This is a genomic window from Mycobacterium cajalii (assembly GCF_045809005.2).
Lineage (GTDB): Bacteria > Actinomycetota > Actinomycetes > Mycobacteriales > Mycobacteriaceae > Mycobacterium.
In genome coordinates this window covers 5416979-5443623 of record NZ_CM141436.1, presented here as the reverse complement: position 1 = coordinate 5443623, position 26645 = coordinate 5416979, and the positions used below count along the sequence as shown (strand labels likewise).

The 26645-nt window shown below is 67.3% G+C and carries 25 protein-coding genes, 1 tRNA gene and 1 pseudogene; 15 read left to right on the top strand and 12 right to left on the bottom strand.

All coding sequences use genetic code 11. The features are described 5' to 3' along the window. Positions 1 to 65 precede the first annotated feature (65 nt). The 5 genes from ACJ512_RS25895 to ACJ512_RS25875 all read left to right on the top strand — a co-directional run bounded on the left by ACJ512_RS25895 (position 66) and on the right by ACJ512_RS25875 (position 2919). A protein-coding gene (locus ACJ512_RS25895; protein ID WP_407689799.1) for an IS3 family transposase occupies positions 66 to 1501 on the top strand; the annotation gives its coding sequence in 2 pieces (ribosomal slippage) (positions 66 to 426 and positions 426 to 1501; 1437 coding nt in all). 190 nt (positions 1502 to 1691) lie between these two features. Then, positions 1692 to 1850 (top strand): ATP-binding protein, encoded by a 159-nt coding sequence (locus ACJ512_RS25890; protein WP_461479885.1) that lies wholly within the window; start codon positions 1692 to 1694, stop codon positions 1848 to 1850. 21 nt (positions 1851 to 1871) lie between these two features. Then, complete coding sequence (locus tag ACJ512_RS25885) at positions 1872 to 2072, top strand: hypothetical protein (RefSeq protein WP_407689841.1); 201 nt, start codon at positions 1872 to 1874, stop codon at positions 2070 to 2072. Then, entirely contained in the window at positions 2072 to 2638 is a 567-nt protein-coding gene (locus tag ACJ512_RS25880) for a hypothetical protein (RefSeq protein ID WP_461479884.1), read from the top strand. The genes ACJ512_RS25885 and ACJ512_RS25880 overlap by 1 nt, the downstream gene beginning before the upstream one ends. Next, positions 2638 to 2919, top strand: coding sequence for a site-specific integrase (locus ACJ512_RS25875; protein ID WP_407686637.1), 282 nt, complete (start codon positions 2638 to 2640; stop codon positions 2917 to 2919). Before ACJ512_RS25880 ends, ACJ512_RS25875 begins: the two co-directional genes overlap by 1 nt. Here the strand turns inward: ACJ512_RS25875 and ACJ512_RS25870 are convergent. Beyond that, complete coding sequence (locus ACJ512_RS25870) at positions 2816 to 3169, bottom strand: rolling circle replication-associated protein (protein ID WP_461480157.1); 354 nt, start codon at positions 3167 to 3169, stop codon at positions 2816 to 2818. The genes ACJ512_RS25875 and ACJ512_RS25870 overlap by 104 nt on opposite strands. A gap of 915 nt (positions 3170 to 4084) precedes the next feature. Between ACJ512_RS25870 and ACJ512_RS25865 the strand changes: the two genes are divergently transcribed. From ACJ512_RS25865 to ACJ512_RS25855, 3 genes are all read left to right on the top strand, one after another. Beyond that, a tRNA-Phe gene (locus ACJ512_RS25865) sits at positions 4085 to 4149 on the top strand. A gap of 783 nt (positions 4150 to 4932) precedes the next feature. Continuing rightward, entirely contained in the window at positions 4933 to 5214 is a 282-nt protein-coding gene (locus tag ACJ512_RS25860; RefSeq protein ID WP_407686638.1) for a DUF1490 family protein, read from the top strand. A gap of 25 nt (positions 5215 to 5239) precedes the next feature. Further along, positions 5240 to 5845, top strand: coding sequence for a cation transporter (locus ACJ512_RS25855; RefSeq protein ID WP_407686639.1), 606 nt, complete (start codon positions 5240 to 5242; stop codon positions 5843 to 5845). A 21-nt stretch (positions 5846 to 5866) separates the two neighbouring features. Here ACJ512_RS25855 and ACJ512_RS25850 read toward each other — a convergent pair whose 3' ends face one another. From ACJ512_RS25850 to ACJ512_RS25840, 3 genes are read right to left on the bottom strand one after another with little or no spacing between them, the layout of a single operon-like run. Further along, positions 5867 to 6904: a cation diffusion facilitator family transporter gene (locus ACJ512_RS25850; RefSeq protein ID WP_407686640.1), complete on the bottom strand. Its 1038-nt coding sequence runs from the start codon at positions 6902 to 6904 to the stop codon at positions 5867 to 5869. Then, complete coding sequence (locus ACJ512_RS25845) at positions 6901 to 7302, bottom strand: ArsR/SmtB family transcription factor (protein ID WP_407686641.1); 402 nt, start codon at positions 7300 to 7302, stop codon at positions 6901 to 6903. The genes ACJ512_RS25850 and ACJ512_RS25845 overlap by 4 nt, the downstream gene beginning before the upstream one ends. A gap of 41 nt (positions 7303 to 7343) precedes the next feature. Continuing rightward, positions 7344 to 7730: an ArsR/SmtB family transcription factor gene (locus tag ACJ512_RS25840; RefSeq protein ID WP_407686642.1), complete on the bottom strand. Its 387-nt coding sequence runs from the start codon at positions 7728 to 7730 to the stop codon at positions 7344 to 7346. 90 nt (positions 7731 to 7820) lie between these two features. Between ACJ512_RS25840 and ACJ512_RS25835 the strand changes: the two genes are divergently transcribed. Together ACJ512_RS25835 and ACJ512_RS25830 are read left to right on the top strand one after the other, a co-directional pair. Next, complete coding sequence (locus tag ACJ512_RS25835; RefSeq protein ID WP_407686676.1) at positions 7821 to 9782, top strand: heavy metal translocating P-type ATPase; 1962 nt, start codon at positions 7821 to 7823, stop codon at positions 9780 to 9782. A gap of 216 nt (positions 9783 to 9998) precedes the next feature. Next, positions 9999 to 11302 (top strand): annotated as a pseudogene (locus ACJ512_RS25830) (MCE family protein). Positions 11303 to 11314: 12 nt separating this feature from the next. Here the strand turns inward: ACJ512_RS25830 and ACJ512_RS25825 are convergent. Next, entirely contained in the window at positions 11315 to 11926 is a 612-nt protein-coding gene (locus ACJ512_RS25825) for a TetR family transcriptional regulator (protein ID WP_407686643.1), read from the bottom strand. 95 nt (positions 11927 to 12021) lie between these two features. Here ACJ512_RS25825 and ACJ512_RS25820 point away from each other — a divergent pair, with 95 nt between their 5' ends. Genes ACJ512_RS25820 through ACJ512_RS25805 form a run of 4 tightly spaced genes read left to right on the top strand, consistent with a single transcriptional unit; the run spans position 12022 to position 15961 of the window. Continuing rightward, the gene (locus tag ACJ512_RS25820) at positions 12022 to 12852 is read left to right on the top strand and encodes a mycofactocin-coupled SDR family oxidoreductase (RefSeq protein WP_407686644.1); all 831 of its coding nucleotides are present in this window, start codon (positions 12022 to 12024) and stop codon (positions 12850 to 12852) included. A 4-nt stretch (positions 12853 to 12856) separates the two neighbouring features. After that, the gene (locus ACJ512_RS25815) at positions 12857 to 13678 is read left to right on the top strand and encodes a mycofactocin-coupled SDR family oxidoreductase (RefSeq protein ID WP_407686645.1); all 822 of its coding nucleotides are present in this window, start codon (positions 12857 to 12859) and stop codon (positions 13676 to 13678) included. A 10-nt stretch (positions 13679 to 13688) separates the two neighbouring features. Beyond that, a complete protein-coding gene (locus tag ACJ512_RS25810; RefSeq protein ID WP_407686646.1) occupies positions 13689 to 14480 on the top strand; it encodes a carboxymuconolactone decarboxylase family protein in 792 nt (263 codons plus the stop codon). Beyond that, positions 14477 to 15961 carry an aldehyde dehydrogenase family protein gene (locus tag ACJ512_RS25805; protein WP_407686647.1) on the top strand — a complete coding sequence of 495 codons (1485 nt, stop codon included), beginning with the start codon at positions 14477 to 14479 and terminating at the stop codon, positions 15959 to 15961. Before ACJ512_RS25810 ends, ACJ512_RS25805 begins: the two co-directional genes overlap by 4 nt. Positions 15962 to 15993: 32 nt before the next feature. Here ACJ512_RS25805 and ACJ512_RS25800 read toward each other — a convergent pair whose 3' ends face one another. Further along, a complete protein-coding gene (locus tag ACJ512_RS25800; protein ID WP_407686648.1) occupies positions 15994 to 16833 on the bottom strand; it encodes a mycofactocin-coupled SDR family oxidoreductase in 840 nt (279 codons plus the stop codon). A gap of 101 nt (positions 16834 to 16934) precedes the next feature. Then, on the bottom strand, positions 16935 to 17474 hold the full coding sequence (locus tag ACJ512_RS25795) for a TetR/AcrR family transcriptional regulator (RefSeq protein ID WP_407686677.1): 540 nt from the start codon (positions 17472 to 17474) through the stop codon (positions 16935 to 16937). 170 nt (positions 17475 to 17644) lie between these two features. Here ACJ512_RS25795 and ACJ512_RS25790 point away from each other — a divergent pair, with 170 nt between their 5' ends. Next, positions 17645 to 18925, top strand: coding sequence for a cytochrome P450 (locus ACJ512_RS25790; RefSeq protein WP_407686649.1), 1281 nt, complete (start codon positions 17645 to 17647; stop codon positions 18923 to 18925). Between the two features lie 7 nt (positions 18926 to 18932). Here the strand turns inward: ACJ512_RS25790 and ACJ512_RS25785 are convergent, their stop codons facing one another. The 5 genes from ACJ512_RS25785 to ACJ512_RS25765 all read right to left on the bottom strand — a co-directional run bounded on the left by ACJ512_RS25785 (position 18933) and on the right by ACJ512_RS25765 (position 26613). Next, entirely contained in the window at positions 18933 to 20009 is a 1077-nt protein-coding gene (locus tag ACJ512_RS25785; RefSeq protein WP_407686650.1) for a PDR/VanB family oxidoreductase, read from the bottom strand. Further along, positions 20006 to 20932 (bottom strand): alpha/beta fold hydrolase, encoded by a 927-nt coding sequence (locus ACJ512_RS25780; RefSeq protein ID WP_407686651.1) that lies wholly within the window; start codon positions 20930 to 20932, stop codon positions 20006 to 20008. Before ACJ512_RS25780 ends, ACJ512_RS25785 begins: the two co-directional genes overlap by 4 nt. Positions 20933 to 20947: 15 nt before the next feature. Then, on the bottom strand, positions 20948 to 21856 hold the full coding sequence (locus ACJ512_RS25775) for a metal-dependent hydrolase (protein ID WP_407686652.1): 909 nt from the start codon (positions 21854 to 21856) through the stop codon (positions 20948 to 20950). A gap of 19 nt (positions 21857 to 21875) precedes the next feature. Continuing rightward, the gene (locus ACJ512_RS25770) at positions 21876 to 25121 is read right to left on the bottom strand and encodes a thioester reductase domain-containing protein (protein WP_407686653.1); all 3246 of its coding nucleotides are present in this window, start codon (positions 25119 to 25121) and stop codon (positions 21876 to 21878) included. 502 nt (positions 25122 to 25623) lie between these two features. Beyond that, positions 25624 to 26613: a diacylglycerol/lipid kinase family protein gene (locus ACJ512_RS25765; RefSeq protein ID WP_407686654.1), complete on the bottom strand. Its 990-nt coding sequence runs from the start codon at positions 26611 to 26613 to the stop codon at positions 25624 to 25626. Between the last annotated feature and the right edge of the window lie 32 nt (positions 26614 to 26645).

Genomic DNA, 26645 nt, shown 5'->3' with positions numbered 1-26645 from the left:
AGGTGAGACAGCAGCAGTAGCCGATTATCGCTACAGGGCGAGACAGGATCACCATTTCCGTGACTATGACGATCGCATCCCTGCAGGGGTGCGCTGATACTGATCAAGTGGACAGCGCGCCGGATCCAGGTGCTCGGGCCCGGCGGCGCACGTTTACCGCTGAGTACAAGGCCCGGATCCTCGATGAGTACGACGCGCTGCCGGCGGGTTCGTCCGAGCGTGGTGCGTTGCTGCGCCGCGAGGGCCTGTATAGCTCGCACATCGCCGAGTGGCGCAAGGCCCGCGACGCCGGTGCCCGTGCCGGGCTGGCGTCGCGGGGCAAGCCGAAACGCAGCGCTGAGCAGGTCGAGCTGGACAAGCTGCGGCGGCGCACCAAGGCGCTGGAAGCCGAGCTGAGCCGCACCAAGCTGGCCCTGGAGATCACGGGAAAAGCACACGCGCTCTTGGAGATGCTCTCCGGGAGCGCGGACTCCGAGCCGAGGTGCAAGCCGTGATCGGCGAGCATCTGCCCGCCCTGGAGGCGGCGACGTCGACGACGCGGGCGTGTGAGTTGCTGGGCGCGTCACGGGCCACGCTGTATCGGCGCCGCAACCCGCCACCACGCCCGGCGCCGCGGGCTCGGCCGGAGCCGCCCAACAAGCTCACCGAGGCCCAACGCCAGCAGATCCTGACGGTGCTGCGATCGGCGGAGTACTGCGATCTGGCACCGGCGCAGGTGTGGGCGCGGCTACTCGATGACGGCATCTACTTGTGCTCGATTCGCACCATGTACCGGCTTTTAGCCATTGCCGGGGAGAATCGGGAGCGGCGCCGTCAGCGCACCCACCCGGCGCGCAAGAAACCCGAGCTGATCGCCACCGCACCCAACCAGGTCTGGTCGTGGGACATAACGAAACTGCAAGGGCCGCAACGCGGTATCTTCTATCAGCTGTATGTGATCATCGACATCTTCTCGCGCTACGTGGTCGGTTGGACCCTCGCTGCCACCGAGACCGGTGAGTTGGCCAAGCAGTTCATCGACGACACGCTGGCCAGCCACGGCATCGAGCCCGGTCAACTGGCCCTACATGCCGATCGCGGCACTTCGATGACCTCCAAGCCGGTCGCCCAACTGCTGACCGACCTGGGTGTGGACCGCAGCCACAGCCGCCCGCATGTATCCAACGACAATCCCTACTCGGAGGCCAATTTCAAGACCCTCAAGTACTGCCCGGCGTTCCCGGCCCGGTTCGGCTCCATCGAAGACGCCCGCGCCTTCTGCGGCGCATTCTTCGATTACTACAACCATGAACATCGTCACAGTGGCATTGCGCTACACACCGCGGCCTCAGTGCACTACGGCACCGCAACCCAGATCCAGGCCCAGCGCGCCGCCACCCTGGATGCGACCTACGCCGCCAACCCCGCCAGATTCCGGCACCGCCGACCCACCCCACCGAAACTGCCCACCGTCGCCTGGATCAACCAACCAACCCCCGAAGCACTCATCAAATCCGCGTAAGAAACTGTCTCACCGGCCTTGACATGTTCCGGCCCGGAATCACCTGAAACCTGCCCACCACCGCTAACCTTCTTCCTGCCTGGTCAATTAAGGTAGCACCTAACATAGCGGGAATGCACCTGAATTATCGGCAAGACACGCAGGACCTCCAAAAGGCCTGGTAGCAGGACCGATCCCGAATCACGAACATATGCGAGCCGCGGATGAGTGGGGAACTGTCGTCGCCGATCCGCGCCTGGTCGCCGCGATCGTGGACCGAATCACCTTCAACGCCCACATCCTCGAGACCGGCACCCAGTCCTACCGGCTACGCACCAGCAAGACCCGTCGAACCAAGAACACCCCCTGACCAGCGAAAGGAAAAACGACCATGCCCGACATCACCATCAACAGCGGCGACGCCGCCGAATTCGCCGACCTGCTGAGCTGCCTGCGCGACTGGATCGACCTCGAGCAAGACCAACTCGATCCGCTGCTGACCAAACACGGCTACGACCTCACCGGCCTGCGGGTCGGCCTCGACCAACTCAGCGCGCTGCTGAGCCGCAACGACGACGAACCGGTGTTCTGATGCCAGACACAACCACAACCACCGAGCACCTCACCGCCGGCCAACTGGCCGACCGGGCCGCGCACGCCATCTACCAGCTCAACCACCGCACCCACCCGGGCGGTGACGACCTCGCCTATCCCGCCGACACCGCCGCGATCATCGCCACCCTGGCACACATGACCGGCATGCTCCCGCAGTTGCTCGCCCAGCTCACCCGCTGGCTGGCACACCAGCACCAAACCGGCAGGCTGACCCTCGACTCACTCGCGCCGCAGCCCGACCTCGCCCCGACGATGCACGCCCTGACCAGCAGCCTGCAACACGCCATCGAACACGCGCAGCACACCGCCGCCGAACTCGACACCGCACACCAACACGCAACGCACCTCGCCGCTGCCGAACCAGCCACCAACGATCAAGAACCGAACACCGCCACATGGGGCCAAAATTCATGCAGATCAGTGGGGCCAAACCACTTGACGAAACGCAGCACGTACTACTACGTGCACACCTCGCCCGATTTCATGGCCTACGCCGACATCACCGCCCAACGCCAGTCCCTGCTACCGCAGGTGGGATTCTGATGAGACGCGACCCACATACCGGCGCACCGGACTTCTTCAGGTTCGCCCGCGATTATCTGCACGCCTACATGCCCAAGACCAGAGGACTGTCACCGAAAACCATTGAGGCCTACCGGATCAGCCTGGAATGCTTCCTGGACTACCTCACCGAGGCCGAGCACATCGGACGTGAGCACGTCAGCTTCGATCACTTCGACCGCCAGCACCTAAAAGGATGGCTAGCCTGGATGACCGAGCAGGGAGTCCGTGCCGTGACTTCTGCTCGGGGTCCGGGTGATTGACGACCTGCGCCCACGTCTCGGACAGCCACTGAGCGAAGCCTCGGCACGAGCGGCCTGGTGACATCGGCGGTGCCATCCACAGGTGAATGTGGGGTGCGCCGCGCCGCTGAAACTCCAACTTCCAAATGTAGCGCGCCGACTCTCCGTACTCACGTTGAAATCGTGTTCGCCACAACACTATATGTCGCTTCACGCTCGCCCCGTCCGGGGCGACGACCTCCCAGTCGCCGGGGTAGGTGAGCGTGATCATGGCCGGGATACGGCCGGAGTCGACGAGTGGGCTGTAGTCGAGTTCGGCGAAGGTGCGGCACATTGTCGACCGTGATTTGCGGGACCACTCGGTGATGACAGCGCCATCGCCGCGTTGGTCGGCCGCCGAATTGCTCCGTCGCGTCGAAGACACGACGGCCTGATCACCGTCCTGGGCTGTGAGGGCGAGGTCATTCCTGACGTGCAGCTTCGCATCGTCGACGTCACGTTGGTGATGACCGACGGCCCGTTCTGCTGTTTTCTCGGCCCGGACAGGAGTGGTCCACCCAAGCCGCACGACACCGGGGCCGACGATGATGCGAAACCGTCCGGATTCGGGTTCGGTGCCGCGACGCCCGGGACCACAAGCCCACGGCGCCGCCGGTTCGAACAACGCCGCAGACGCGGTGACCATCTCGGGGCTCGGGAACCGCAGCCCCAATGCGTCGATCGCTCGTAGGTCACCGGTCGCGATCCCGTCGAGCAACGGGTCGCGGACATTTTCGGCTCATATACAGTAACAAGCCCGCCGGCCGTGACCGGGTTGAGGTCGATGCCCCGGTTGGCGTCCGGCCGACCACTGTCGCTCTCGCGCCCTGCGGCCGGGGCGGCCTCGGGCGCTCGCGACCTCCCGCCAACCGGGGCACCGGCAGAACCGTGCCGCCATGACGGATGTTGATGCCGATGCCGGGCCGTTGATAGACGGCGTCGGTCCGGGGCCTGATGAAGCGATGCGGGGCATCGGGGTGCCTGCTCCCCGGAACCGCCGAGGCTGCCCACGAAGCACGCGGCAGCGCGGAAGCTCCTGGTCGGGAGTGCAAGCACCGTGTCCGGTTTATGTCCGTTCGCCGGACAGGCTGAAAATGTCAGCCCTGCTCAATGCGGCGCATATGGCGCACAGACGCAGATAAACCGCAGGTCAGTGGCTATTCTGCCCGCCTGAAAAGCGGAAGGTCGGCGGTTCGATCCCGCCCCTGGCCACTGCGAGGACGACCCGGTCGAGGCGGTCCGCGATCGGGCTCCGTGTTCCGGCGGCGTCAGCCGCGCTGGGGCCGGATGCAACCGCACCCGGCCGGACCCAGTTCTTCGCCGGGAACCAGCGCTGTACCCGAGTCAGTCCAGCCCACCACCGACGTGTGCGGCGCGGGCACGCTGGCCAATGCCGCCACGCAGGGGTATCGGCGGTGGACCCGCCCCGGAAGTCGCGGCATCCACCGAGTGAGAATGAAAACCATTACTAAACAGCCGATTCCGCCTCGGCGGTCGGCTAACCCTATGTGCCGCAGATCGTTTGGTCCTGCCACAGTGCCCCCGACGCTACGGCGCGGCGGGCACGTCGGAGATCCCCTGCCGAATTCCCCGGTCTATTTGGTCGCGGACGACGGCGCTGTCGGCCCGGCCCCGCTGCGGGCAGCTGCAGCTGAGGGCGTTGAACACGCTGGGGTCCGCATCGGCGGAGGCCCCCAGGCCGACAGCTACGCCGAAGACAATCGCGCTACTGACAAGGACTTTCGTTATCATTTAGGGCGGCGTCTCCATGTTGGGTGTCGCGCCAACCATACTAGGCGCGTTGGCGCGGCATGTCTGCCTGTTCGCGGCGGACCGAACCGCGTTTTATTGCAAGGACTTTCAGAGCAGAGACCGGACACTTTCCGCTTGGGCGTCGACTCATGCGTATATCGTGATACCGTGATCTACGAGGCCGACGATCACCTTCTGAGCGCGAGAAAAGTCGGATTGCCTAGCGGCAAGGAAGGATTGGCGATGATTGTCAGCGGCATGTGGGCGAAGGCCACGCACGCGGTCGTCACCGGTGCAGTCGGGGTCGGGGCGTATGAGCTGTTGCGAAAGGCGGTGGGCTCGGCTCCGGTGCACCGGGCCGCGGTGAGCACTGCGGAGCTGGGTCTGCGCGCGACGCGGGGAACCGAGCGGGCCGCCGAGTCGGCCCGACTCAAATTTGCCGACGTGACGGCCGAGGCCCGCGAACGGATCGGGGAACAGGCCGCTCCTCCGGCCACCGGCGAGACCGACCAACACGACCACTGATGCGTGTCCCAACGCAGCTGCTCTGATGAGTGAGCTCGACGCCGATGCGCATAAATCCCTGCTGCGCAGGGGATTTGCGCTGGAATATGCCACGCTGGCGTGGAATGTGGTCGGCATCGTCGTTCTTGCGGTGGCGGCCATCGAGGCCGGATCGGTGGCCCTGGCCGGGTTCGGTCTCGACTCGCTGATCGAGATCGGCGCCTCGTTGGTGGTGGTCTGGGAGCTCTCCGGAACCGGCGAGGCGCGTCAGCGGTTTGCGCTGCGGCTCATCGGCGTGGGCTTCGCGGGTCTCGCGGTCTATTTGCTGGTGCAGTCGACGGTAGTGCTCGTCAATGATTTTCACCCCCGTCACTCGCCGCTGGGCATCGCCTGGACGGCTGTCACTGCGGCCGCGATGTTCGCATTGGCGGCAGGTAAGGCCAAAACCGGCTTCGCTCTGGGCAACCCCGTGCTCGCCATCGAAGGCCGGGTCACCCTCATCGACGGTCTGTTGTCGGCGGCCGTCCTGCTCGGGCTCGTGCTCAATGCCCTCGCCGGCTGGTGGTGGGCAGACCCTCTCGCCGGTTACGTCCTGGTCTTCTACGCGTTGCGCGAGGTCAAAGACATTTTCTTCACCCACACCGCCGCGTGAGGACGGAGTCGTCCGGGGTTCTCAGTGCGGCTGATGGCGTGCGCCGCGCCGCTCGGTGTCGTGGCGGTGCGCCTCCGCGGGATTGGCGTCACCGGCGGGGTAGGCGTGGATCATCGCGGTGGTCAGCTTGGGAACCGTGTGCATGAGATCGTGCTCGGCGTCGTGGGCGATGCGGTGCGCTTCGGCCAGGCTCAGGGCGGGGTCGATGTCGAGTTCGGCGTCGGCGTGTAGCCGGTGCCCGATCCAGCGCATCCGCACGCTGCGTACCGAGCGCACGCCGGGCCGGGCGCCCAGGGTGGTGCGTGCGGTTTCGACGAGCTCGGGATCGACACCGTCGAGGAGCCGGCGGAACACGTCGCGGACGGCGGTGCGCAGCACGGCCAGGATGGCCACGGTGATGACCAGGCCGATGATCGGATCGGCCAGCGGAAAGCCGAGGGCGACACCGCCCGCGGCGAACAGCACGGCCAGGGAGGTGAATCCGTCGATGCGGGCGTGCAGCCCGTCGGCAACCAGGGCGGCCGATCCGATGCGCCGGCCGACCCGGATCCGGTAGACGGCGACCCATTCGTTGCCGACGAACCCGGCCAGCCCGGCCAGCGCCACCCAGCCGACGTTCTCGATCGGCTGGGGATGGACGAGCCGCATGACGGCTTCGTAGCCTGCGATGATCGCCGACATCGCGATCATCGCGACCACGAAGAGGCCGGCCAGGTCCTCCGCCCGGCCGAATCCGTAGGTATAGCGACGGGTGGCGGCCTTGGTGCCCAGGGCGAACGCGATCCACAGCGGCACGGCGGTCAGCGCGTCGGAGAAATTGTGGATCGTGTCGGCGGCCAGGGCGATCGACCCGGAGATGACGACGATGACGATCTGCACCACGGCCGTGAGCGCGAGAACCAGCAGACTGGTCTTGACCGCGCGGATCCCGGCGGCGCTGGACTCCAGGGCGCCGTCGAGACTGTCGGCGGCGTCGTGGGAATGCGGGGCGAAGATCTCCGTGATCGCGCCCCGTAATCCCTTCGGATGGTCGTGGTCGTGACCGTGGTGGTCGCTCATCTCGGGCGGGTCTTCCGCGACCGAGGGGCGGCCGCGATGTCGCGCACGACGGGTTGGTCACGGTGGTGGGAGGGCACGCCGGGCCCGGCGTGCTCGGCGTTGAACACCGCGTCGACGACCAGCCGGCTAACGTGGTCGTTCTCGAGGCTGTAGAAGATCGTGGTGCCCGCCCGGCGCGTGCGCACCAGCCGGGCCATCCGCAGCTTGGCCAGGTGCTGGGACACCGATGGCGCGGGCTTGCCCACCCGTTCGGCCAGGTCGGTGACCGATAACTCCTCATCGATCAACGACCACAACAGCCGAATCCGGGTGGCGTCGGCCAACATCCGGAACACCTCGACGATCAGCCCCACCTGATCCTCGTCCAGCGGCGGCCGGGTGTCAGTACCTGCATGCATGCGCAGATATTAGCCCAGACGGCAAAGAAGTCGCCAGCGCTTTACCGACGGGGCGACGGCGACTCCCGCGGAGTGGGAATCTCCCGGGGCGCGGCGGCGTCGCCGATCGTGTCGGCGCCGAACAGCGCCTGACTGAGCACGCGCAGCACGTCCTGATCCGCCGGGGAGTAGTACACGAACGTTCCCTCGCGGCGATTTTTCACCAGGCCGGCAAGGCGCAGCTTCGCCAGATGCTGGCTGACCACCGCCGGTGCCGCCTGCGCCAGCTCGGCCAGGCATGCCACCGAGGTCTCGCCCTGCAACAACGCCCACAGCACCTTGATGCGGGTCGGGTCGCTCAACATCCGGAACGCTTCGGCGGCGCGCCCCACCTGCTCCTCGGTGGGCATGGTGAACCCGGAGATCGACGTGTGCACAACATGCAGCATACCGCTGACCTCGGTGATCAGCTGCCTGGCTGTACTTGCATTTGCGTATACGCACGATCATGCAGATAAGGTGGTCGGGTGACTTCCGGCATGCGCACCTCCGCCCCTTCGCATCGGGACGGCGACGAGCGGTCCCACGCGTGGCGACCGCCGCGGTCCAGCGCGTGGTCGCTGCGCGAGGTCCGCTGGGCGCTCGTCGCGACCGGACTGTTCGGGATCGGCCTGCCGGCACAACTGGCCGGGGGGCCGGCCTGGCTGTACTGGGCGCTCTACCTCGCCTGCTACGTCACCGGGGGGTGGGAGCCGGGGCTCGCCGGGCTGCAAGCGTTGCGGGACAAGACCCTTGACGTCGACCTGCTGATGGTCGTCGCGGCGATCGGCGCCGCGGCGATCGGTCAGGTTTTCGACGGCGCGCTGCTGATCGTCATTTTCGCCACCTCGGGCGCGTTGGAGGCCGTGGCGACCAAGCGCACCGAGGACTCGGTGCGCGGACTGCTCGACCTGGCGCCCGAAACCGCCACCCGCATCACCGCCGCGGGTGCCGAGGAGGTGGTCGATACCGCGACCCTCGGCGTCGGCGACCTCCTCTTGATCCGTCCCGGGGAACGCGTCGGCGGCGACGGCGTGGTCGTCTCCGGCGCCAGCGAGGTCGATCAGGCCACCATCACCGGTGAACCCCTGCCGGTCGACAAGAACAGCGGCGACGAGGTGTTCGCCGGCACTCTCAACGGCACCGGAACCCTGCGGGTGCGGGTGACCCGCCCGGCCGGCGACACCGTCATCGCGCGGATCGTGGCGATGGTCGCCGAGGCCAGCGCCAGCAAGGCCCGCATGCAGTTGTTCATCGAGAAGGTCGAACAGCGCTACTCGGTGGGCATGGTGGGCGCGACCGTCGCGTTGTTCGCGATCCCGCTGTGGTTCGGCGCCGAGCTGCAGTCGTCGTTGCTTCGCGCGATGACCTTCATGATCGTGGCTTCCCCCTGCGCCCTGGTCCTTTCCACCATGCCGCCGCTGTTGGCGGCGATCGCCAACGCCGGACGTCATGGTGTTCTCGTCAAGTCGGCCGTCGTGCTGGAAAAGCTCGCCACCGTCACCCGGGTCGCGCTGGACAAGACCGGCACACTGACCGAAGGAGCGCCGCAGCTCACCCACGTTCGGGTGCTGTCCGGGCCGGGCTTGTGTGAGCATGCACTGCTGGCGCTGGCCGCGGCCGCGGAGCACCCCTCGGAACACCCGCTGGCCCGGGCGGTCGTCTCGGCCGCGCGGGACGCGAATCTGCCGCTGGAACCCGCAACCGACTTCGCCTCCACACCCGGACGCGGGATTCGCGCCCGCGTCGGGGCCGACGCCGTCGAGGTCGGCAGTCCCACCCTCCTCGACGAACGCGACGTTGCCGCCCGGGCCGCCGTCATCGATCTCGAACACGCGGGCCAGACGGCGGTCGTCGTGCGCGTCAACGGCGATGTCGCCGGGCTGCTCGGGCTCGCCGACCGCCCCCGCGGCGAGGCCGCCCATGCCGCGGCCCGCGTCGCGGCGCTCACCGGCTCCGAGCCCGTCCTGCTGACCGGGGACAACGCCCGCGCCGCCGCCCGCCTCGCGGGCGATCTGGGTATCTCTCAGGTCCGGGCCGGGCTGCTTCCCGAGGACAAGGTCACCGCGGTCCGGGACCTGGAAGCCGGCGGCGCCAAGGTGATGCTCGTCGGCGACGGGGTCAATGACGCCCCGGCCATGGCTGCCGCCCATGTCGGCGTCGCGATGGGACGCTCCGGCTCCGCCCTCACGCTGGAAACCGCCGACGCCGTCATCACCCGCGACGACCTGGCCACCGTTCCCGCCGTGATCGCGCTCGCGCGCCGCGCCCGCCGGGTGGTCGCCGCCAACCTCGTCATCGCCGCGACGTTCATCGCCGTGCTCGTCACCTTGGACCTCGTGGGCCACCTGCCGCTGCCGCTGGGCGTGGCCGGTCACGAGGGCTCCACCGTGTTGGTCGGCCTGAACGGGCTGCGGCTGCTGCGCACCCGCGCGTGGCCCGGTTTCACGGCCGGCGCCTAGGCGTGGGTTCCTCCGCGCGGTAGAGCCAGGACTCACTCAGCCCCGGGCAGCTGTTAATGTCCGGATAGACTCCGAGTTCCCGCCGTGGCGATCAACGGGAACGAATGCCGCCGCCTCATCGGTGTGGTAGCGGGTGTCCGAAACGGGGAGGGAAACGTTGAGCTGGCGCCTGAGCGTTTCGGCTGGGCCCGTGGCCGGCGAGGCGGTGTAGCTGCCATGCCCGTGCAGGTCAACAAGCCGCACAAGCCGCCCTACAGGTTGACCGCCGTGGCCATGGTGGTCGTGGCCGTGGTGATCTTCGCGTTGGTGTACGGGCAGTTTCGCGGTGATTTCACGCCGAAGACGAAGTTGACGATGCTGGCCTCGCGGGCGGGGCTGGTGATGGATCCGGGGTCGAAGGTCACCTACAACGGGGTGCAGATCGGCTTGGTGGCCAACATCGCGAGACGCAGCACGACGGCAAGCCGGCGGCGAAGTTCACCTTGGACGTCTATCCGCGGTATCTGCATCTGATCCCGGCCAACGTGACCGCCAACATCGAGGCGACCACGGTGTTCGGTGGGAAGTACGTGTCGTTGACGACGCCGAAAAATCCTTCACCGCAACGGATCACGCCGTCGATGGTGATCGACGCGCGCGGTGTGACGACCGAGATCAACACGTTGCTCCAGACGATCACCTCGCTCGCGCAGCGGGTGGACCCGGTCAAGCTGAACCTGACCTTGAGCGCGGCCGCGCAGGCGCTCTCGGGGCTGGGGGAGAAGTTCGGGCAGTCGATCGTCAAGGGCAACGCGGTGCTCGACGACGTCAACCCGCAGATGCCCCAGATCCGTTCTGATGGGCGCCAGTTGGCGAATCTGGGGGACACCTACGCCAACGCCTCGCCGGATCTGTTCGATTTCCTGAGCAACGCCGTGGTCTCCTCGCGCACGCTCAACGCCCAGCAGAAGGATCTGGATCAGGCGTTGCTGTCGGCGGCGGGCTTTGGTAACACCGGTGCGGAGCTGTTCGACAAGGGCGGTCCGTATCTTTCGCGCGGGGCCAAGGACTTGGTGCCCACCGCCCAACTCCTGGACACCTACAGCCCGGCGATTTACTGCACCCTGCGCAACTACCACGACATCGCGCCCGCCACCGGGGCGTCCGAAGGCGGTTTCAACGGTTACTCCCTGAACATGAACACCGAGGCGCTGTCCGGGCTGGGCCTGGTGGCCAACCCGCTGTCGCTGGCAACCACGGCCGTGCTGACGATGGGGCTGGGCGGGATCGCCGGTGTGGTCGGCGGCGCGCCCAATCCCTACATGTATCCGGAGAACCTGCCGCGGGTGAACGCTCACGGGGGGCCGGGCGGCGCGCCGGGCTGCTGGCAGCAGGTCACGCGTGACCTGTGGCCGGCGCCCGAGCTGGTCATGGACACCGGCAACAGCATCGCGCCCTACAACCACCTCGACACCGGATCGCCGTATGCGATCGAGTACGTCTGGGGCCGCCAGGTCGGCGACAACACGATCAACCCCTGAGTGCGCCCGGCGCTAATGGCGGCAGACGCTTTCGTGCGCCTTGGTCAGCCAGTAGACGGCGCGCTCGATGGCGGGCACGACGTCGCTGATCGCGATGGCGCCCGTGGCGAATTGGCCCAGCGTCCCGTAGACGACGCCGGTCAGGATGCGGCCCAGGTCTTCGGCGAAGCGGTCGTCGCAGTTGCGCAACACGGTTGTTGCTGCGGGCACGACGACGTCGAAGCCGTGCTGGGTGAGTTCCTCACCGCCAGGTCCGGTTTGGGCGCGGACGTACGCATGCAGCATCCGAGGATGTTGTTCCCAGGGTTCGAAGATCGCCCGGAAGATCCACATGAGACCGTCGTAGACCGACTCCTCGGGCAGCAAGGTGCGCGAGGCAACGGCGGCGTAGCGGTGGGTGTCCATCCACCAGCGCAGCGCCGCGACGATGAGCTCGTCGCGGGTGGGATAACGCTTGTAGATCGTGGTGAGCGACATGCGGGCCCGGCGGGCCACCTCGCGCAGCTGGACGGCGTCATAACCCTGCGAGTCGATCAGCTCGATGACGATGTCGATCACGGGATCGGGCGCCGGGGCCGCCGCCGATTCGTCGCCGCAGTATTTGGATGCCGCTTTACCGACCACGATAACGATGTTACTGTCCGCTGCAGAGTAACGCGGTTACTCACAGCCGATGCGGATGGCGAAGAGCGGGTCGTGCTAGCGAAGCGAGGGGCGTTGTGGGTGGTCTCGAAGGCAGGGTGGCGTTCATCACCGGGGTGGCGCGGGGGCAGGGTCGCAGCCACGCGGTGCGACTGGCCCGGGAGGGCGCCGACATCATCGGTATCGACATTTGCGCCGACATCCCGGCCAATCATTATGCGATGGCCGGCCGTGACGAGCTGGACGAAGCGATCGCGCTGGTGGAGGCGGAGGGCGGCAAGATGCTCGGCACGGTCGCCGACGTGCGCGACTTCGGCCAGGTCAAGGCCGCGGTGGACGCCGGCGTAGCTCATTTCGGCCGGCTCGACATCGTGTGCGCCAACGCGGGGATCGCGCCTGTGGCGTTTCGTGAGTTGAGGATCGAGGAGGAGCTGGCGCAGTGGAAGGCGGCGATCGGCGTCAACCTCGACGGTGCCTATCACACAGCCTGGGCCGCGATCCCGCATCTGCTCGCCGGGCAGCGCGGCGGGGCGATCGTGTTCACGAGCTCGACGGCCGGGCTGCGCGGCTTCGGCGGTCTGCAGGGCGGCGGGCTGGGGTACGCCGCGTCCAAACACGGGATAGTGGGGTTGATGCGCACCCTGGCGAACACGTTGGCGCCGCAGAATATTCGTGTCAATACGGTGCATCCGACGGCGGTGCGCACGATGATGGCCGTCAACCCGGCGATGACCGAGTTCCTGGAGAGCTTTCCCGAAGGCGGTATGCATCTGCAGAACCCGATGCCCGTCGAACTGCTCGAGCCCGAGGACATCAGCGCGGCGATCGCCTACCTGGTCTCCGATGACGCCAAATACGTCACGGGCGTGACGTTCCCCGTGGACGCCGGCTTCTGCAACAAACTGTGACCTCATGACGCAACCTCGAGCAGCCGGCAGGGTGGCCGGTAAACGCGTGTTGATCACCGGCGCGGCTCGCGGCATGGGCCGCAGCCACGCCGCGCGCCTGGCGGAGGAGGGCGCGAACTGTCTGCTGGTCGACATCTGCGACACCCCCGGAGGGCTGGAGTACGAGCTGGCCACCGAGGACGACCTACGCCAGACCGCTGAACTCGTTGCCCAGCACGGCCGGACGGCCGTCGCGAAGGTCGCCGACGTGCGGGACGCCCAAGCGCTCAGGTCCGCCGTGGACGAGGGGGCGGCCGAACTCGGCGGCCTGGACGCCGCGGTGGCCAACGCCGGAGTGTTGACCGTCGGCACCTGGGAGATCACGACGCCCGAGCAGTGGCGCCTGGTGGTGGACACCAATCTGATCGGCGCCTGGAACACGTGCGCGGCCGCACTACCCCACCTGATCGCCGCCGGCGGTGGAAGTTTGGTCAACATCAGCTCGTCGGCCGGCATCAAGGGCACGCCGCTGCACACGCCGTACACGGCCGCCAAGCACGGTGTCGTCGGGATGAGCCTGGCCCTGGCCAACGAGCTCGCCGCACGCAGCATTCGCGTCAACACGGTGCATCCCACCGGCGTGGCCACCGGAATGGCGCCGCCGTCGATGCATCAGCTCATTGCCGAACAGCGACCCGATCTGGCTCCGATATTCATGAACGCGCTGCCGATCTTGATGACCGAGGCGATCGACGTGAGCAATGCGGTGTTGTTCCTGGTGTCCGACGAGGCCCGCCACGTGACCGGGCTCCAATTCACCGTCGATGCCGGCGTGACGATCAGGTAGCGGGGCGAACATGAGCAACCAGAGCCAACGGCGCGAGCGAGGCAAACGCGAGTTCGCCGAGGTGATGACGGTCGCCGCGCCCGAAGACGCCAGTCCGGTTGTCGCCAATGGGCTGCTGGACTTCGTGTTCGCCGAGGTGTGGGCCCGGCCGGGGCTCGGTCGACGCGACCGCCGCTTCGTCACGCTGGCCTGCGTGGCCGGCGCCGACGCCACTGCGGCGCTGGAGCAGCATGTCTACGCAGCGCTGAACAGTGGCGACCTCACGATCACCGAAATGCGGGAGGCGGTGCTGCATTTCGCGGTGTACGCCGGATGGCCGAAAGCCTCCCAGTTCAACATGGTCGTCGACGCGCAATGGGATCGCATCCTGCGGGAACGCGGCGAGCACGCTCCGACGGCACCACCGTCGTTGCCGACGGCCACCACGAGTGATCCCGAGGAGCGGATGGCCCGTGGGGAAAGGGCCTTCCGTGAGATCAATTGCCTGCCCTTCGCGCCGCCGCGGGACAACCCCTATTCGGGTGCGGGCATCCTCAACTTCGTCTTCGGGGAGATGTGGTTGCGGCCCGGGCTGGGGGTGAAGGAACGGCGTCTGATCACGTTGGCGTGTGTGGGATTCCAGGACGCCCAGTATCCGATCATGTCGCATGTGTATGCCGCTTTGAAGAGTGGCGACGTCTCATTCCGCGAGATGGACGAATTGGTACTGCATTTCGCCGCCTACTACGGATGGCCGAAAGGCTCCTACCTCAATCAGGTCATCGCCGAGCAGAAGCAACGTGTCCTCGAGGAAGGCCGATGACTGAGTTGCCCTCGGCCGTCACCGATAGTGTTGCGCTGCCGTCCGGGGCGTTGCTGATCGCAGACCAGTGGGTGACCGGCGCCTCCGGCGGCACCCACGAGCACATCTACCCGGGAAACGGCCAACCGAATGCCAGTATCGAGCTCGCGGGTCCCGTCGAGATCGATCGCGCCGTCGCGGCCGCCCGCGCCGCCCAGCGGCAATGGGCTGGCTATCCGGTCGATCGGCGTCGCGACCTGTTGATCGGTTTGGCGGATCTGGTGGCCGAGGACGCCGCCGCTCTGGCCGCTCTCAACGCCTGTGACTACGGGGTTCCGCTGGCGATGGCCGGCAACTCGCTACTCACCGAACGCTTTCTGCGCTACTACGCGGGTTATGTCGACAAAGCCCACGGCTTGAGCACTCCGGTCAGCGGCAGCTTCGACGTGAACATCGTCGAGCGCGAACCCTACGGCGTGGTCGCCGTCATCACGCCCTGGAACGGGTCATTGGTTGTCATCGGTTCGGCCGTCGCGCCGGCATTGGCCGCCGGCAATGCCGTCATCCTCAAGCCGTCCGAGCTGGCACCGTTGGCGCCGTTGCGGTTCGGCGAACTATGCCTTGCAGCCAGCCTGCCGCCGGGACTGGTCAATGTGCTGCCGGCCAAAGCTGAGGGTGGACAGGCGTTAGTCGCGCATCCCGGGATCGGCAAGATCCATTTCACCGGGGGGCACGAAACCGCTCGCCACGTATTGCGGAGCGCCGCGGACAATCTGACGCCGGTGGTCGCCGAACTCGGCGGGAAGTCGGCCAACATCGTCTTCGCCGACGCCGACCTCGACGCTGCCGCCACCCTCGCTGCGTTCCAGGGGCCGCTGACCCAATCGGGACAAAGCTGCGCCTGCGCCAGCCGAATCCTCGTGCAGAACGGTATCTACGACGAGTTCCTGGGAAAGTTCATGGCCGCCGTCCAGTCGGGTCCGGTCGGTGACCCGCTGCGTCCTGACGTGGTGTTCGGACCCGTCGTCAGTGAGATTGCGGCCCTGCGGATCTTGGCCGTCATCGACGATGCGATCACCGCCAAGAGTGGAGAACTCGCTTTGGGCGGGAAACGCATCGGCGGTGAACTCGCCGCCGGATATTACATCGAGCCAACCGTATTCACCGACGTCGACAACACAGCAGCGCTGGCTCAGGAGGAGACATTCGGACCGGTGGTCTCGGTGATGCGGTTCCGCGATGAAGACGAGGCCGTTGCCCTGGCCAACGCCACGCGATTTGGCCTCAACGCCTTCGTGCAGACCACCGATTTGCACCGCGCCCACCGTGTCGCACGACGACTCGAGTCCGGTTCGGTGTGGATCAACACCTACAGCGACATCGAGCCGCAGGGCCCCTATGGCGGCTACAAACACAGCGGTTTCGGCCGCAGCGGGGGACCCGACGGGCTCTATGAGTTTCTGCGGGCCAAGAACATCCGCATCGGGATGCCCGCCACGTAGGAACGCCTGCGATGAGCCGTCACGAGGTCGGCCTACTTGAGCATGCTCCCCGCGTCGACGGTGAGGGGTAATCCGGTGACGTAACGGGCCTCGTCGGAAGCCAGGAAGAGCACCGCGTTGCTGATGTCCACCGGCTCGACCCACCCGATTGGCAGGACGTGCATGAGTTCGGCGGCGACCTTCATGTCTTCCGGGCCGGGGTTTTCCAGGTCGGGCCGGAACAGTTTCATCGTTCCCTCGTTCATGAACAGCGGCGTGTTCACGTTGGTGGGGTGAACGGAGTTGACCCGGATGAAGTGCTGACCGAGTTCGACGGCGAAGGTGCGCATCAGGCCCACGACGCCGTGCTTGGCGGCGATGTAGTGACCGGTGTGTGGGTAGGCCTTGAGGCCGCCGACCGAGCTGGTCAGGATGATCGACCCACCTTGGCCCTGCGAAATCAGATGGGGTACGCCGGCTTTGACGCTCTTCCAGACACCTGCGAGGTTGACGTCGATCATGTCCCGCCAGTCGTCCTCGCTGGTCTTGTCCAGGGTGCGGCCGCCGTTGCCGATACCGGCGTTGGCGCAGATGATGTCCAGTCGGCCCAGCTGCTCGACGCCGTTGTCGACCGCCACCTTCAGGGCGTCGTAGTCACGCACGTCCACTTCGGCGGTCACGATCCGACGGTCGAGCGCCTTGACGAGGTCGGCCGTCTCTGCCAGGTCAGCTGTTGTCGGGGCGGGGATTTCGCGGTTGCTACTGATCCGCTTGCAGACGTCGATCGCGATGATGTCGGCGCCTTCCTGCGCCAGGCGCACCGCATGGCTGCGTCCCTGGCCGCGGGCCGCGCCGGTGATAAATGCGACCTTGCCCTCGACTCTTCCGCCCATGACTGCGCCCTCACTGCTCCGAAGATATTTGTCGATCGATCAGGAAGAGTGGCACCGATCCGCCACGGTGTCAACAGTGCAACACCGCCGGCTGCGTGGGGTCAACGCCGGACAGGCCTTTTGAGCAGAGCCATCTGGCGCTCGACGAACGCACGCAGCTCGTCGTGGCCCTGGGTGACGCCGACGGCGCTCTCGTTGCAGAGGCTGCGCGCTGTCTGGGTGATCAGCATCGAGATCGTCACCGGCGGGCACTCCTCGAGATCGATGCCGTTGGAGCGGAGCACCATCGTGACGGCCGCGGTCTCGATATCGCGAACGCGTTCGGCATACGCCTTGAGCTCGGCGCCAATTGCCTTGCGGTGGTTAGCCAATGCCATGAACTCGGCGTTGAGCGTGGTGAAGGCCGAATCGCTGTTGAGGACCCACAGGGCCTGCAGGGGGTCGTCGTCGGTGAGCAGGGAGCGCATGCGCGTCAATGCCGCTTCCGCGCCGGCGCGCAGCACCTCCACGAACAGGTCGTCCATCGTGGGGAAGTAGTAATAGACCAGGGCCTGTTTGACGCCGGCCTCGGTGGCCACCCGGCGCGAGGTGGCCGCGGCATAGCCTTCCTCGCGCATGATGCGGGCGGTCGCCTCGATCAGCCTGGTGCGGGCGCCGGCATCGCCGCTCCTCTTGCTTGACCGCCCGGCGCGGCTCGTGGTAGGCATACCGCATCCTAGCAATTTGGTCGGTCGATCAGTACGCGAGTTGGCGAACGCGAGGAAGGCGTCCGCGCCAAGCCGTCGGCGTGACCACGGAAAGGACAGCGCCCATGACTGATCTCGCTGACGTCGACTACTTCACCGACGCCGACATCGCGCAGAATCCCTACGCCTACTGGGATTACCTGCGCAGCCAGGGTCCGGTGTTCCGCGAGCCGCATCACGGGGTCGTGGCCGTCACCGGGTACCAGGAGGTCCAGGCCGCCTTCAAGGACTTCGACTCGTTCTCGGCGGTCAACGCGATCGGCGGCCCGTTCCCCCCGTTGCCGTTCACCCCGCAGGGCGACGACATCAGCGCGCTGATCGAGGCGCATCGCCACGAGTTCCCGATCTTCGAGCACATGGTCGTCATGGATCCCCCCGAACACGACAAGGCGCGCTCCCTGCTCGGGCGGCTGCTGACCCCGCGCCGGCTGCAGGAAAACCGGGACTACATATGGCAATTGGCGGACCGCCAGTTCGACGAGTTCCTCGCCAACGGCAGTTGCGAGTTCCTCGGCGAGTACGGCAAGCCGTTCGCGACGCTGGCGATCGCCGACCTGCTCGGGGTGCCGGACGAGGACCGCGCCGCGATCCGCCGTAACCTCGGGGCGGGTAACGCCCCGGGCGCCAGGGTGGGTGCCCTCGACCACGAACCGGTGGGCAGCAACCCGCTGCAGTACCTCGACGACCTGTTCAGCGGCTACATCGCCGAGCGGCGAGAACGGCCCCGCGGCGACGTCCTCACCGGCCTGGCCACCGCGACCTACCCGGACGGCTCGACCCCGCCGCTGCTGGAGGTGGTCCGCCCGGCCACCTTCCTGTTCGCGGCCGGTCAGGAGACCGTGACCAAGCTGCTGAGCTCGGCGGTGCAGGTGCTCGGCGACCGGCCCGACCTGCAGGAGCGGCTGCGTGCCGACCGAGACCTCGTCGGCCCGTTCATCGAAGAGGCGCTGCGCATGCAGAGCCCGACCAAGGTCGACTTCCGGCTGGCCCGCAAGACCACCACGCTGGGCGGCGTGCCCGTCAAGGCGGGCACGGTGCTCATGCTGTGCCTGGGAGCGGCCAACCGCGATCCCCGGAAGTTCGACAACCCCGACGAATTCCAGATCGACCGCAAGAACGTGCGCGAGCATATCGCGTTCGGACGCGGAATCCACACCTGCGCGGGCGCGCCGCTTGCCCGCGTGGAGGGGCAGGTCACGATCAACCGGCTGCTCGACCGCACCCGCGAGATCGTGGTCAGTGCGGCCAAACACGGCCCGCCTACCGACCGTCAGTACCGCTACGAGCCCACCTTCCTGCTGCGCGGGCTCACCGAGCTGCACATCGAGTTCACCCCGGCGGACTGATCCGCGTTCAGGCGTCGATCACCACGCGATCGCCTTTGGCCCGCGACACGCAGACCAGCATCTCGTCATCGCCCTCCGCGGCGCGGCCCCGGCGGTCGACCTCCCCGGCCAGCACTTTGACCTTGCAGGTCCCGCAGAACCCCTGCCGACAGGAGTATGCGGCGCCCGGGTCACCGTCGAGCATGACGCCCAGCGCGGAACGGTTCGCCGGCACGGCCAGCACCCGACGTGAGCGCGCGAGCTCGAGCTCGAACGGGGCGCCGTCGACAACCGGTGGGGGACTGAACCGTTCGTAGTGCAGCGGCGCGTCGGCGTGTTCGTCGCGTGCGGCGCGCACCGATTCCAGCAGCGGGGTGGGCCCGCACACGTAGACCGCCGTCGTGGGTCCGGCCCCGGCGAGCAGGTCGGCTGCCGTGGGGATTCGGGCGCGCTCGTCGTCGGCCCACACGGTGATGCGCTCCGGGGCCACCGCCATCACCTCGTCCAGCAGCGGCATGTCCTCCCGGCTGCGTCCGGCGTAGACGGCGCGCCAGTCGATGCCACGCGGCTGCGCCGCCCGGATCATGGGCAGGATGGGTGTCACGCCGATGCCGCCGATCACGAACAGCACGTCACGCTCGTCGGTGACGAGATGGAAGGCGTTACGGGGGCCCTCGAAGACCAGGGTGTCGCCGACGCCGTAGGCGTCGTGCATCTCGATCGAACCGCCGCCGCCGTCGGCGATCCGACGTACGGCGATGCGGTAGTCGGTGCGCCGCCCGGGCGGCCCACACAACGAGTACTGGCGCCGGCGGCCCGACGGCAACCGGACGTCGATGTGCGCGCCCGGGGTCCAGGACGGCAGTAGCCCACCTTGGGTGTCGGCGAGCGTCAGCGCGACCACGTCGGATGTGAGTTGCTCGCGCCGGGTGACCACGGCGGTGTTGGTCCGCTGCACCGGCACGACACGCGACGGTGTCCAGCGCGACGCCGACGCGAAGCCACCGAAGAGAACGCCCGCGCCCCAGAGAGCGGTGTACATGCGGTCGTGCCTGTGGCGGCCGTACAGGTCCGCCGGCCTGCTGCGCCAAAGGATCGGTTTCACAACGACTGTCCTATTCCGGTCGTATGTCCGTTGGTGCGCGCGGCGACCCGGTCGACCCACTCGCCGGTCAGGCGGGCGACGACGTCGGGGTGTGAGGTCACCACCCAGTGGCCGCCCTCGATCGGGACGACGCGGCCCCCGGCCGGGATCGAGGCCGTGAACCGCTGCAGGGCCGGCGACACGAAGTAGTCCTGACGCGCCACCAGCACCTGCACGGGGACACTGGTTTGCGGCAGTTGCGGCGGTGGCGCCAGGACCGCGCCGGGCATGTTGGCCCGATAAAGGTTGAGCCCGTTGAGGTAGTCGCCGATCGACCGGTACCGCGCGCCGCGCCGGGCCGCGGTGCGCGGGCGACCGATCCTTTCGACGGTCTCGAAGACCTTCACGGTCGCGCGGGTCCGGATCGCCAGTTCCGGTAGCGCCGGGCACAGGAAGAACCAGATGTACATGGACGCCAGAACCTGTTTGGCGACGTCGGCGACCGCACGGGGCGTGCGTGCCGACCGCAGAAACCTGCCCGCGTAGCTCAGGTGCGGCCCGGAGATCGACGTGAAGGAGGCGACCTTGCCCATCACCGTCTCGTCGGTGACGGCGGCCCAGCACTGGATGGAGCCCCAGTCGTGGGCCAGCAGGTGCACCTCGCCGACGCCGAAACCGTCGATCACCGCGCCGACATCCGAAACCAGCTGCGGTAGAGCGTATCCCGTCCTACCCGCCGGGCGCCCCGATTCCCCAGACCCGCGCACGTCGTAGGCCGCGACGTTGTAACGCCGACCGAGGTGTTCGGCGACCCCGTCCCACACGTGGTGGTTGTCCGGATAGCCGTGGATCGCCAGGACGGTCGGGCGTCGCGTGTCGACGTCGGTGTAGGCGTGGACCGCCAGCGGTACGCCGTCGGCTGCCGTCACGGTGAGCTGGGTCATCGGTCCTCCGGAAAGTCAGTGCGCCGCGCGGGCCGCGGGCGATCTGGCCAGGTAGTCGACCGCGCGGCCGACGCCGCCCAGCTGCGACGGATGGAAGCTGGGCTTGTAGTAGGCGAGGATGACCCGCAGGAATTGGAAGGGCCCGGGCACCAGCGCACGGCGCGAGGCGCCGAAGTAATCGCGCCAGCGCGGCCTGGTCCCCGGCGGCAGGTGCGGGTCGACCGAGTACATGAACCGCACGCCGCGGATGAACAACCACAGCAGCGTCGGCGTCACCAGCAGTTGGGTGCGCACCTGTCGCCAGTATCCGGCGCGCAGATGCTTCATGGTGTCGAAGGCGACCGCCTTGTGTTCGACTTCTTCCGCGCCGTGCCAGCGCAGCAGGTCCAGCATCACCGGATCGGTGCCGAGGGCGTCGTGTTGGGGGGTGTCGAGGACCCATTCGCCCAGGATTGCGGTGTAGTGCTCGAGGGCCGCGATCATCGACACCCGTTCGACCAGCCAGCTCTGCCGACGCCGCGGGCTCCACCCCGGCCGGTCGCCGACCAGCTTCTGGAACAGCCACGCCATCTGGTTCGTGAATGGCTCCACGTCAACGCCTTTGGCGGCGAAGTGCTCGATCACCCCCGAATGCGCCTGGGAATGCATCGCCTCCTGGCTGATGAAGCCCTGTACGTCGCGGCGCAGTTGGTCGTCGCGGATCAGCGGTAACGCGTCCTTGAACGCCCCGACGATGAACTCCTCGCCGGCCGGCAGCAACAGGTGCAGGACGTTGCAGAAGTGGGTCGCGAAGGGCTCGCCGGGCACGTAGTAGAACGGCAGCGCCGCCCAGTCGAATTCGACGTCGCGCGCCTGCAGGACCAGCCGCTCGTGTTGGTGCGACGCCTCGCGTGGACCCGTCGCCCGGTCATCGACAGTGAACATCGTGAACTCCCCGGATTCGTCAGGCGATCCGTCGCCTCTCGGCCTCGTCCTGCCCGATCAGGCCCTCGCCGCGCAGGAACCGGACGAGGTTGTCGACGGTTTCGGCCAGCGCGGGTTCGCGCAGCCGGAAGTCGGCCCGATCGCGCGCCTGCCGGTAGCGGGCGTTGTCGTAGCGCTTGTCGCGCATCGCCTCGATCTTGCCGGACGAGCGGATGAGGAAATCGACCAGCGGATACAGCGGGTCGCGCTGCCCGCACCTGCGGTCCAGTTCCTCGACGAACGACGGGATGTCGTGGTAGTCGAAGCGATACCCGTGGCGTTCGGACAGGATCCGCGTGACGTCCATGAGGTTGTAGTAGTCGTCCGCGGTCATGTTGAACACGGTGCCCGCCTCCGCGGGGAGGCCCATCAGTTCCACGATGTGCTCGGCGACCAGGTCCGCCGGCAGCAGGCTGATCTGGTTGAGGGCGTTGACGGCCACGCCGTGCTCGATCATGAACGCCGTGAGACGGACGAGGATGTCCTCCTGGCTGCCGAAGCCCGCGCTGGTCGGCGAGATGAGGGAGGGGCGGTAGATGCGCACGTCCAGGCCTTGCCGCTGCGCGGCCAGCACCAACTGTTCGGCGACCCACTTTGTCTGGGAGTAGCCGAAGTCCAGACCGCTCATCTGCTCGTTGGCGTCCCATTCCCCGACCACCGGCAGGGTGCTCCAGCCGTAGATGAAGGTGCTCGACACGAGGTGGAACGCCTTGCGGTGCGCGGTCATGGCCAGGCGCAACAACTCCCACGTCCCGGAGACGTTGGCGGGCCGCAGGGCGTCGTAGGTCCGGACGTAGTTGACCAGGGCGCCGTTGTGGACGATGGCGTGGATGTTCTCGGCAAGCCAACGGAATCCCGCCTCGCCGAGCCCCAGGTGCGGTTCGGACAGGTCTCCGCAGATCACCCGGACCCGCGCCCTGACCTCCGCCTCCAGTCCCGGGGACCACAGCCGGGCACGGTGCAGGGAGGCGACGATGCGGTCCAGGCCGTGCTCGGGATCCGTCGCGCGGATCAGCGCGTGGATGGTTTGGGGACCGCGTTCGAGCAAGCTGGACAACAGGAACGGCCCGAGGAAGCCGGTGGCGCCGGTCAACAGGATGTCGGTCACCTCGCCCGATCGCGCCGGCGGGAGGGGCGGCAGCGGCAGTTGCGCGTCGGCGCGCATCGTGCAGGTCTCGTAGGCCTCGTATTCCTCGGCGATCTGCGCCAGCGCCCGCCGCAGGGCATCCAGTGGCTGCCCCGATGCGTCACCGAACTGCCGCACCAGGCCGAAGAATTCGGCCACCGTCAGCCGTTGGAGCAGCCGCGTGTTGACCTCGCCTGCGAGTTCCGCAGCACCGTTCTCTTCGAGCAGGGCCTGCAGGTCCCCGCGCAGCTCGGCCAACGCCAGCGAGTCGATGCCGAGGTCCGCGAAGGAGCAGTCCTCCTGCCCGGTGAGGTCGTAACTCTCGATCAGGTCGCGGAAGCGCTCCAGCGGGCCGGTGCCGGTGTCGAGGTACTCGCGGGTCCGCCGGTGGGTGTAGCTCGCCACCGTGGGCAGCTCGCCGTCCAGCCAGAGTTTGCGGGTGTGCGAGCGCCGGATCTTCCCCGAGGTGGTCTTGGGAATGCTGCGCGGGGGTGCGAACACGATCGTGTGCGGATCGATGTGGCCGTGCCTGCGGATGGCACGCGCCAGCATCCTGCCGTCCGGCAGGTCGCGCTCGTCGCGCACCTCGGCCACCACCACCAGCGCTTCGGCGTCGTCCCGCTCGACGGAAAAGGCGGCGACGCAACCGTTGCGAATCTGCTCGGCCGACCGCTCCACGATCGCCTCGATGTCGGAGGGGTAGCAGTTGACGCCGCGGACGATTATCAGGTCCTTGCTGCGCCCGCAGACGAAAAGCTCTCCCTCGTAAAGGAAGCCGAGGTCACCGGTGCGCAGATAGCCGCGCGGATCGTCGCCGGCGATGCGGGCTTCGAAGGCCTCCGCGCTGAGCTCGGGGCGATTCCAGTAGCCGCCACCCTTGGACGCACCGTCCACCCAGATCTCGCCGACGCGGCCGTCGCCCAGCACCCGCCCGGTGTCCGGGTCCACGATGCGGACCACGTTACCGGTGGTGGGCTTGCCGCAGCTGACCACCTGGGCCTGGTTGTTGTTCTCGGGCAGGGCTTTTTCGACCCGAGCGACATTCTTCTCCAGCGCCCGCTTGTTCAGCGCCAGGGTCTGGCGGCCGCGGATGGACACGATCAGGGTATTTTCGGCCATGCCGAATGCGCCGGTCAGCGCCCCGGGCCGTAGGCCATAGGGCGCAAAGCGCTCCCGGAAGCGGGCAAAAGTCTTGGCGCGCAGCGGCTCAGCGCCGACTACCACGCAGTCCAGACAACTGAGGTCGATTCCGTCCAGCTCGGACGCCGGCAGCTTGTCCTCGCGCAGGCAGTACTCGAGGGCGAAGTTCGGCGCCGGGGAGTGGGTCGCGCGCACCTCGCTCATGAGCCGTAACCAGGCCGACGGCCGCGCGAGGAAGTCGACCGGGGACATCGCGTGCGTGGTCCCGCCGAGCAGCATCACGAACAGGTAAGCGGAGATCAGGCCCATGTCGTGGTGCTGCGGGAGCCAGCTGACCGCCGTCAGCTCCTCGTCGGCGAAGGCCGAGGCGTTGGCGATGACATTGGCGTGGCTGACGACCACACCCTTGGGGTCACTGGTGGAACCGGAGGTGTACTGCAGGAACAGTACCCGTCCGGGCGTGTCCGCGACGGGCGCGCCGCCGAAGTCCTGAGTGCAGTCCGTCGCGAACCACGGCAGCTCGGGCAGCCGCTCGGTGTCCGGCCAGGGCAGGCCGCCCTCCCGGTGGCCGAGCATCATCCGGTAGTCGAACTCGAATTGCTTGGTCGACAGCACGGCCGTGGCCCGGCAGTCGCGGGCGATGAAGCTGAGCTTGGCCAGGCCGGCGTCGAATGCCATCGGCAGGGGAGGGCTGACGGGCACCGCGATGACCCCGATACGCGCGCACGCGTAGAACGCGGCCACCATCTCCAGGCCCGGCGGATAGACCAGCAGAGCCCGCTCTCCGGGTCGCAGCCCCGCCTCGGTCGCCAGATAGGCGGCCAGCTCCCGGGTCCGCTCGGCGAAGCCCCGGTAGGTGTAGTGCTCGAGTTCGCGGCCTTCGACGTCGACGAACCGGAAGAGTGTCTGATCGGGCTTCCTGGCTTCCCACATCGCCAGGTAATCGATGAGCGTCTCCATCGTGGGAGTCACCCCCTTCCGGGTTGGTGGTACCGAAATCGACAGCGGACCGGATAAATCGGTAAGACCCGAATGTAGCGTCGGATATTGTCCGCAAGCAAATGATTTGGACGGTTTGTTGGGTAGTGCACATTGAATTCACAGGCCGCGCTTAACCTGCACGGATAAATCGGGTTGGGGCACCACGAAATGGATGCGTGAATACGGGAATCAGTAGATCAGTGTGGCATTGAACTGCAATTTTCAGGAGTCAGTCTGCGAAAGCGCATCTACTGAAACGCGCATTTCTACCTCTACGTATTTATGCATACCGAGTCGCAACGTATTCAGAGACCGCGCCATTGGTGGCGCATCGGGCATGGGCGCGGCAAATAGCTTTGACGCCGTATGCGTCGCCGGAGAGATGAGGAGCGGGATCCGCCCGGGGCCGGGGCAAGGCCCACGCATCTACTGAAACTGATCTACTGACCGCCGGTGTCGCACACCCGAGCGGCGGGAATGCTCACACCCGGGCGACCCGGATTCGCGGCCCGGCGCGGGCCACCAGCTTGACGATGCCGTCGAAACGTTCGCCGTCGATGATCGGCGACAACGGCTCGTCCTCGGCCTCGATCGCCATCTCCCGGCCGTTGACGTCGCGGACCCGGTCACCGTGGATCGTGCCGTTGGTCAACGCCCCGGGAAGCTGCGCGATGATCCTCGAGGGGCGCGTCTCGCCGGCCTGGAAGTGCAACGCACCGGGGTCTGATGCCTTGGGGAAGAGCCGGAACCCACCGCCGATATGGAGGTCGATCGCGCCCGCGTGCAGCAGCCGGTGCGCCCGCGTCGGGACCTCCTCACCGTCGATCACCACGCGTGCACGGGTGGGCTCGAACAGGTGAGCGGCATAGTTGGGCCGGTTCATCGGGCCGGGAACGATTTTGGAGGTGACGTAGTCGCCCAGCGAGCGGCCGATGACGCGGACGACGGTGGTGCGGCCGTGGTGGGGATAGCTGTAGTACTTGTCGTAGAACCGGTTGCCGACGCCGCCGGCGGCCAACCCGAAGCAGAGCCGGTGAAACGTTGCGCCATCCTCGGTGGTGCCGTCGAGTTCCAAAGTGTCCAGGCACATTTCGGGTGGTGGCTGATCCGCCGCCGCCGCGGCCGCCAGCGCGCGGACGATCGCGTCGGCCCGTCCGCGTACTCCTGCCTTGCGCGCGACGGCGTTGACGCTGCCGCCGTTGGTGGGCACGAATGCCGGCCAGCGGTCGGGATCCGGCGCGCATTGCTGCATTTCGTTGACCAGCCAGTGCAGCGCCCCGTCGCCGCCGTCGCCCACGAGGTGGGTGACCCGCGGATGGAGCTCTTCGATGGCCGCGTGGAGGTCCTCGATCGAGTCGGTTTGGTGCACCTCGCCCCACGGGCCCACGATGTGGCGGAGCCCAGCGCCGCGATCACCGCGCGCGGCAAGGTTTTTGCGGGCACGGGGGTTGACGATGACCCCTAGAAACATCTAAGACCCACCGCCTTGCGGCCGGCTGCATC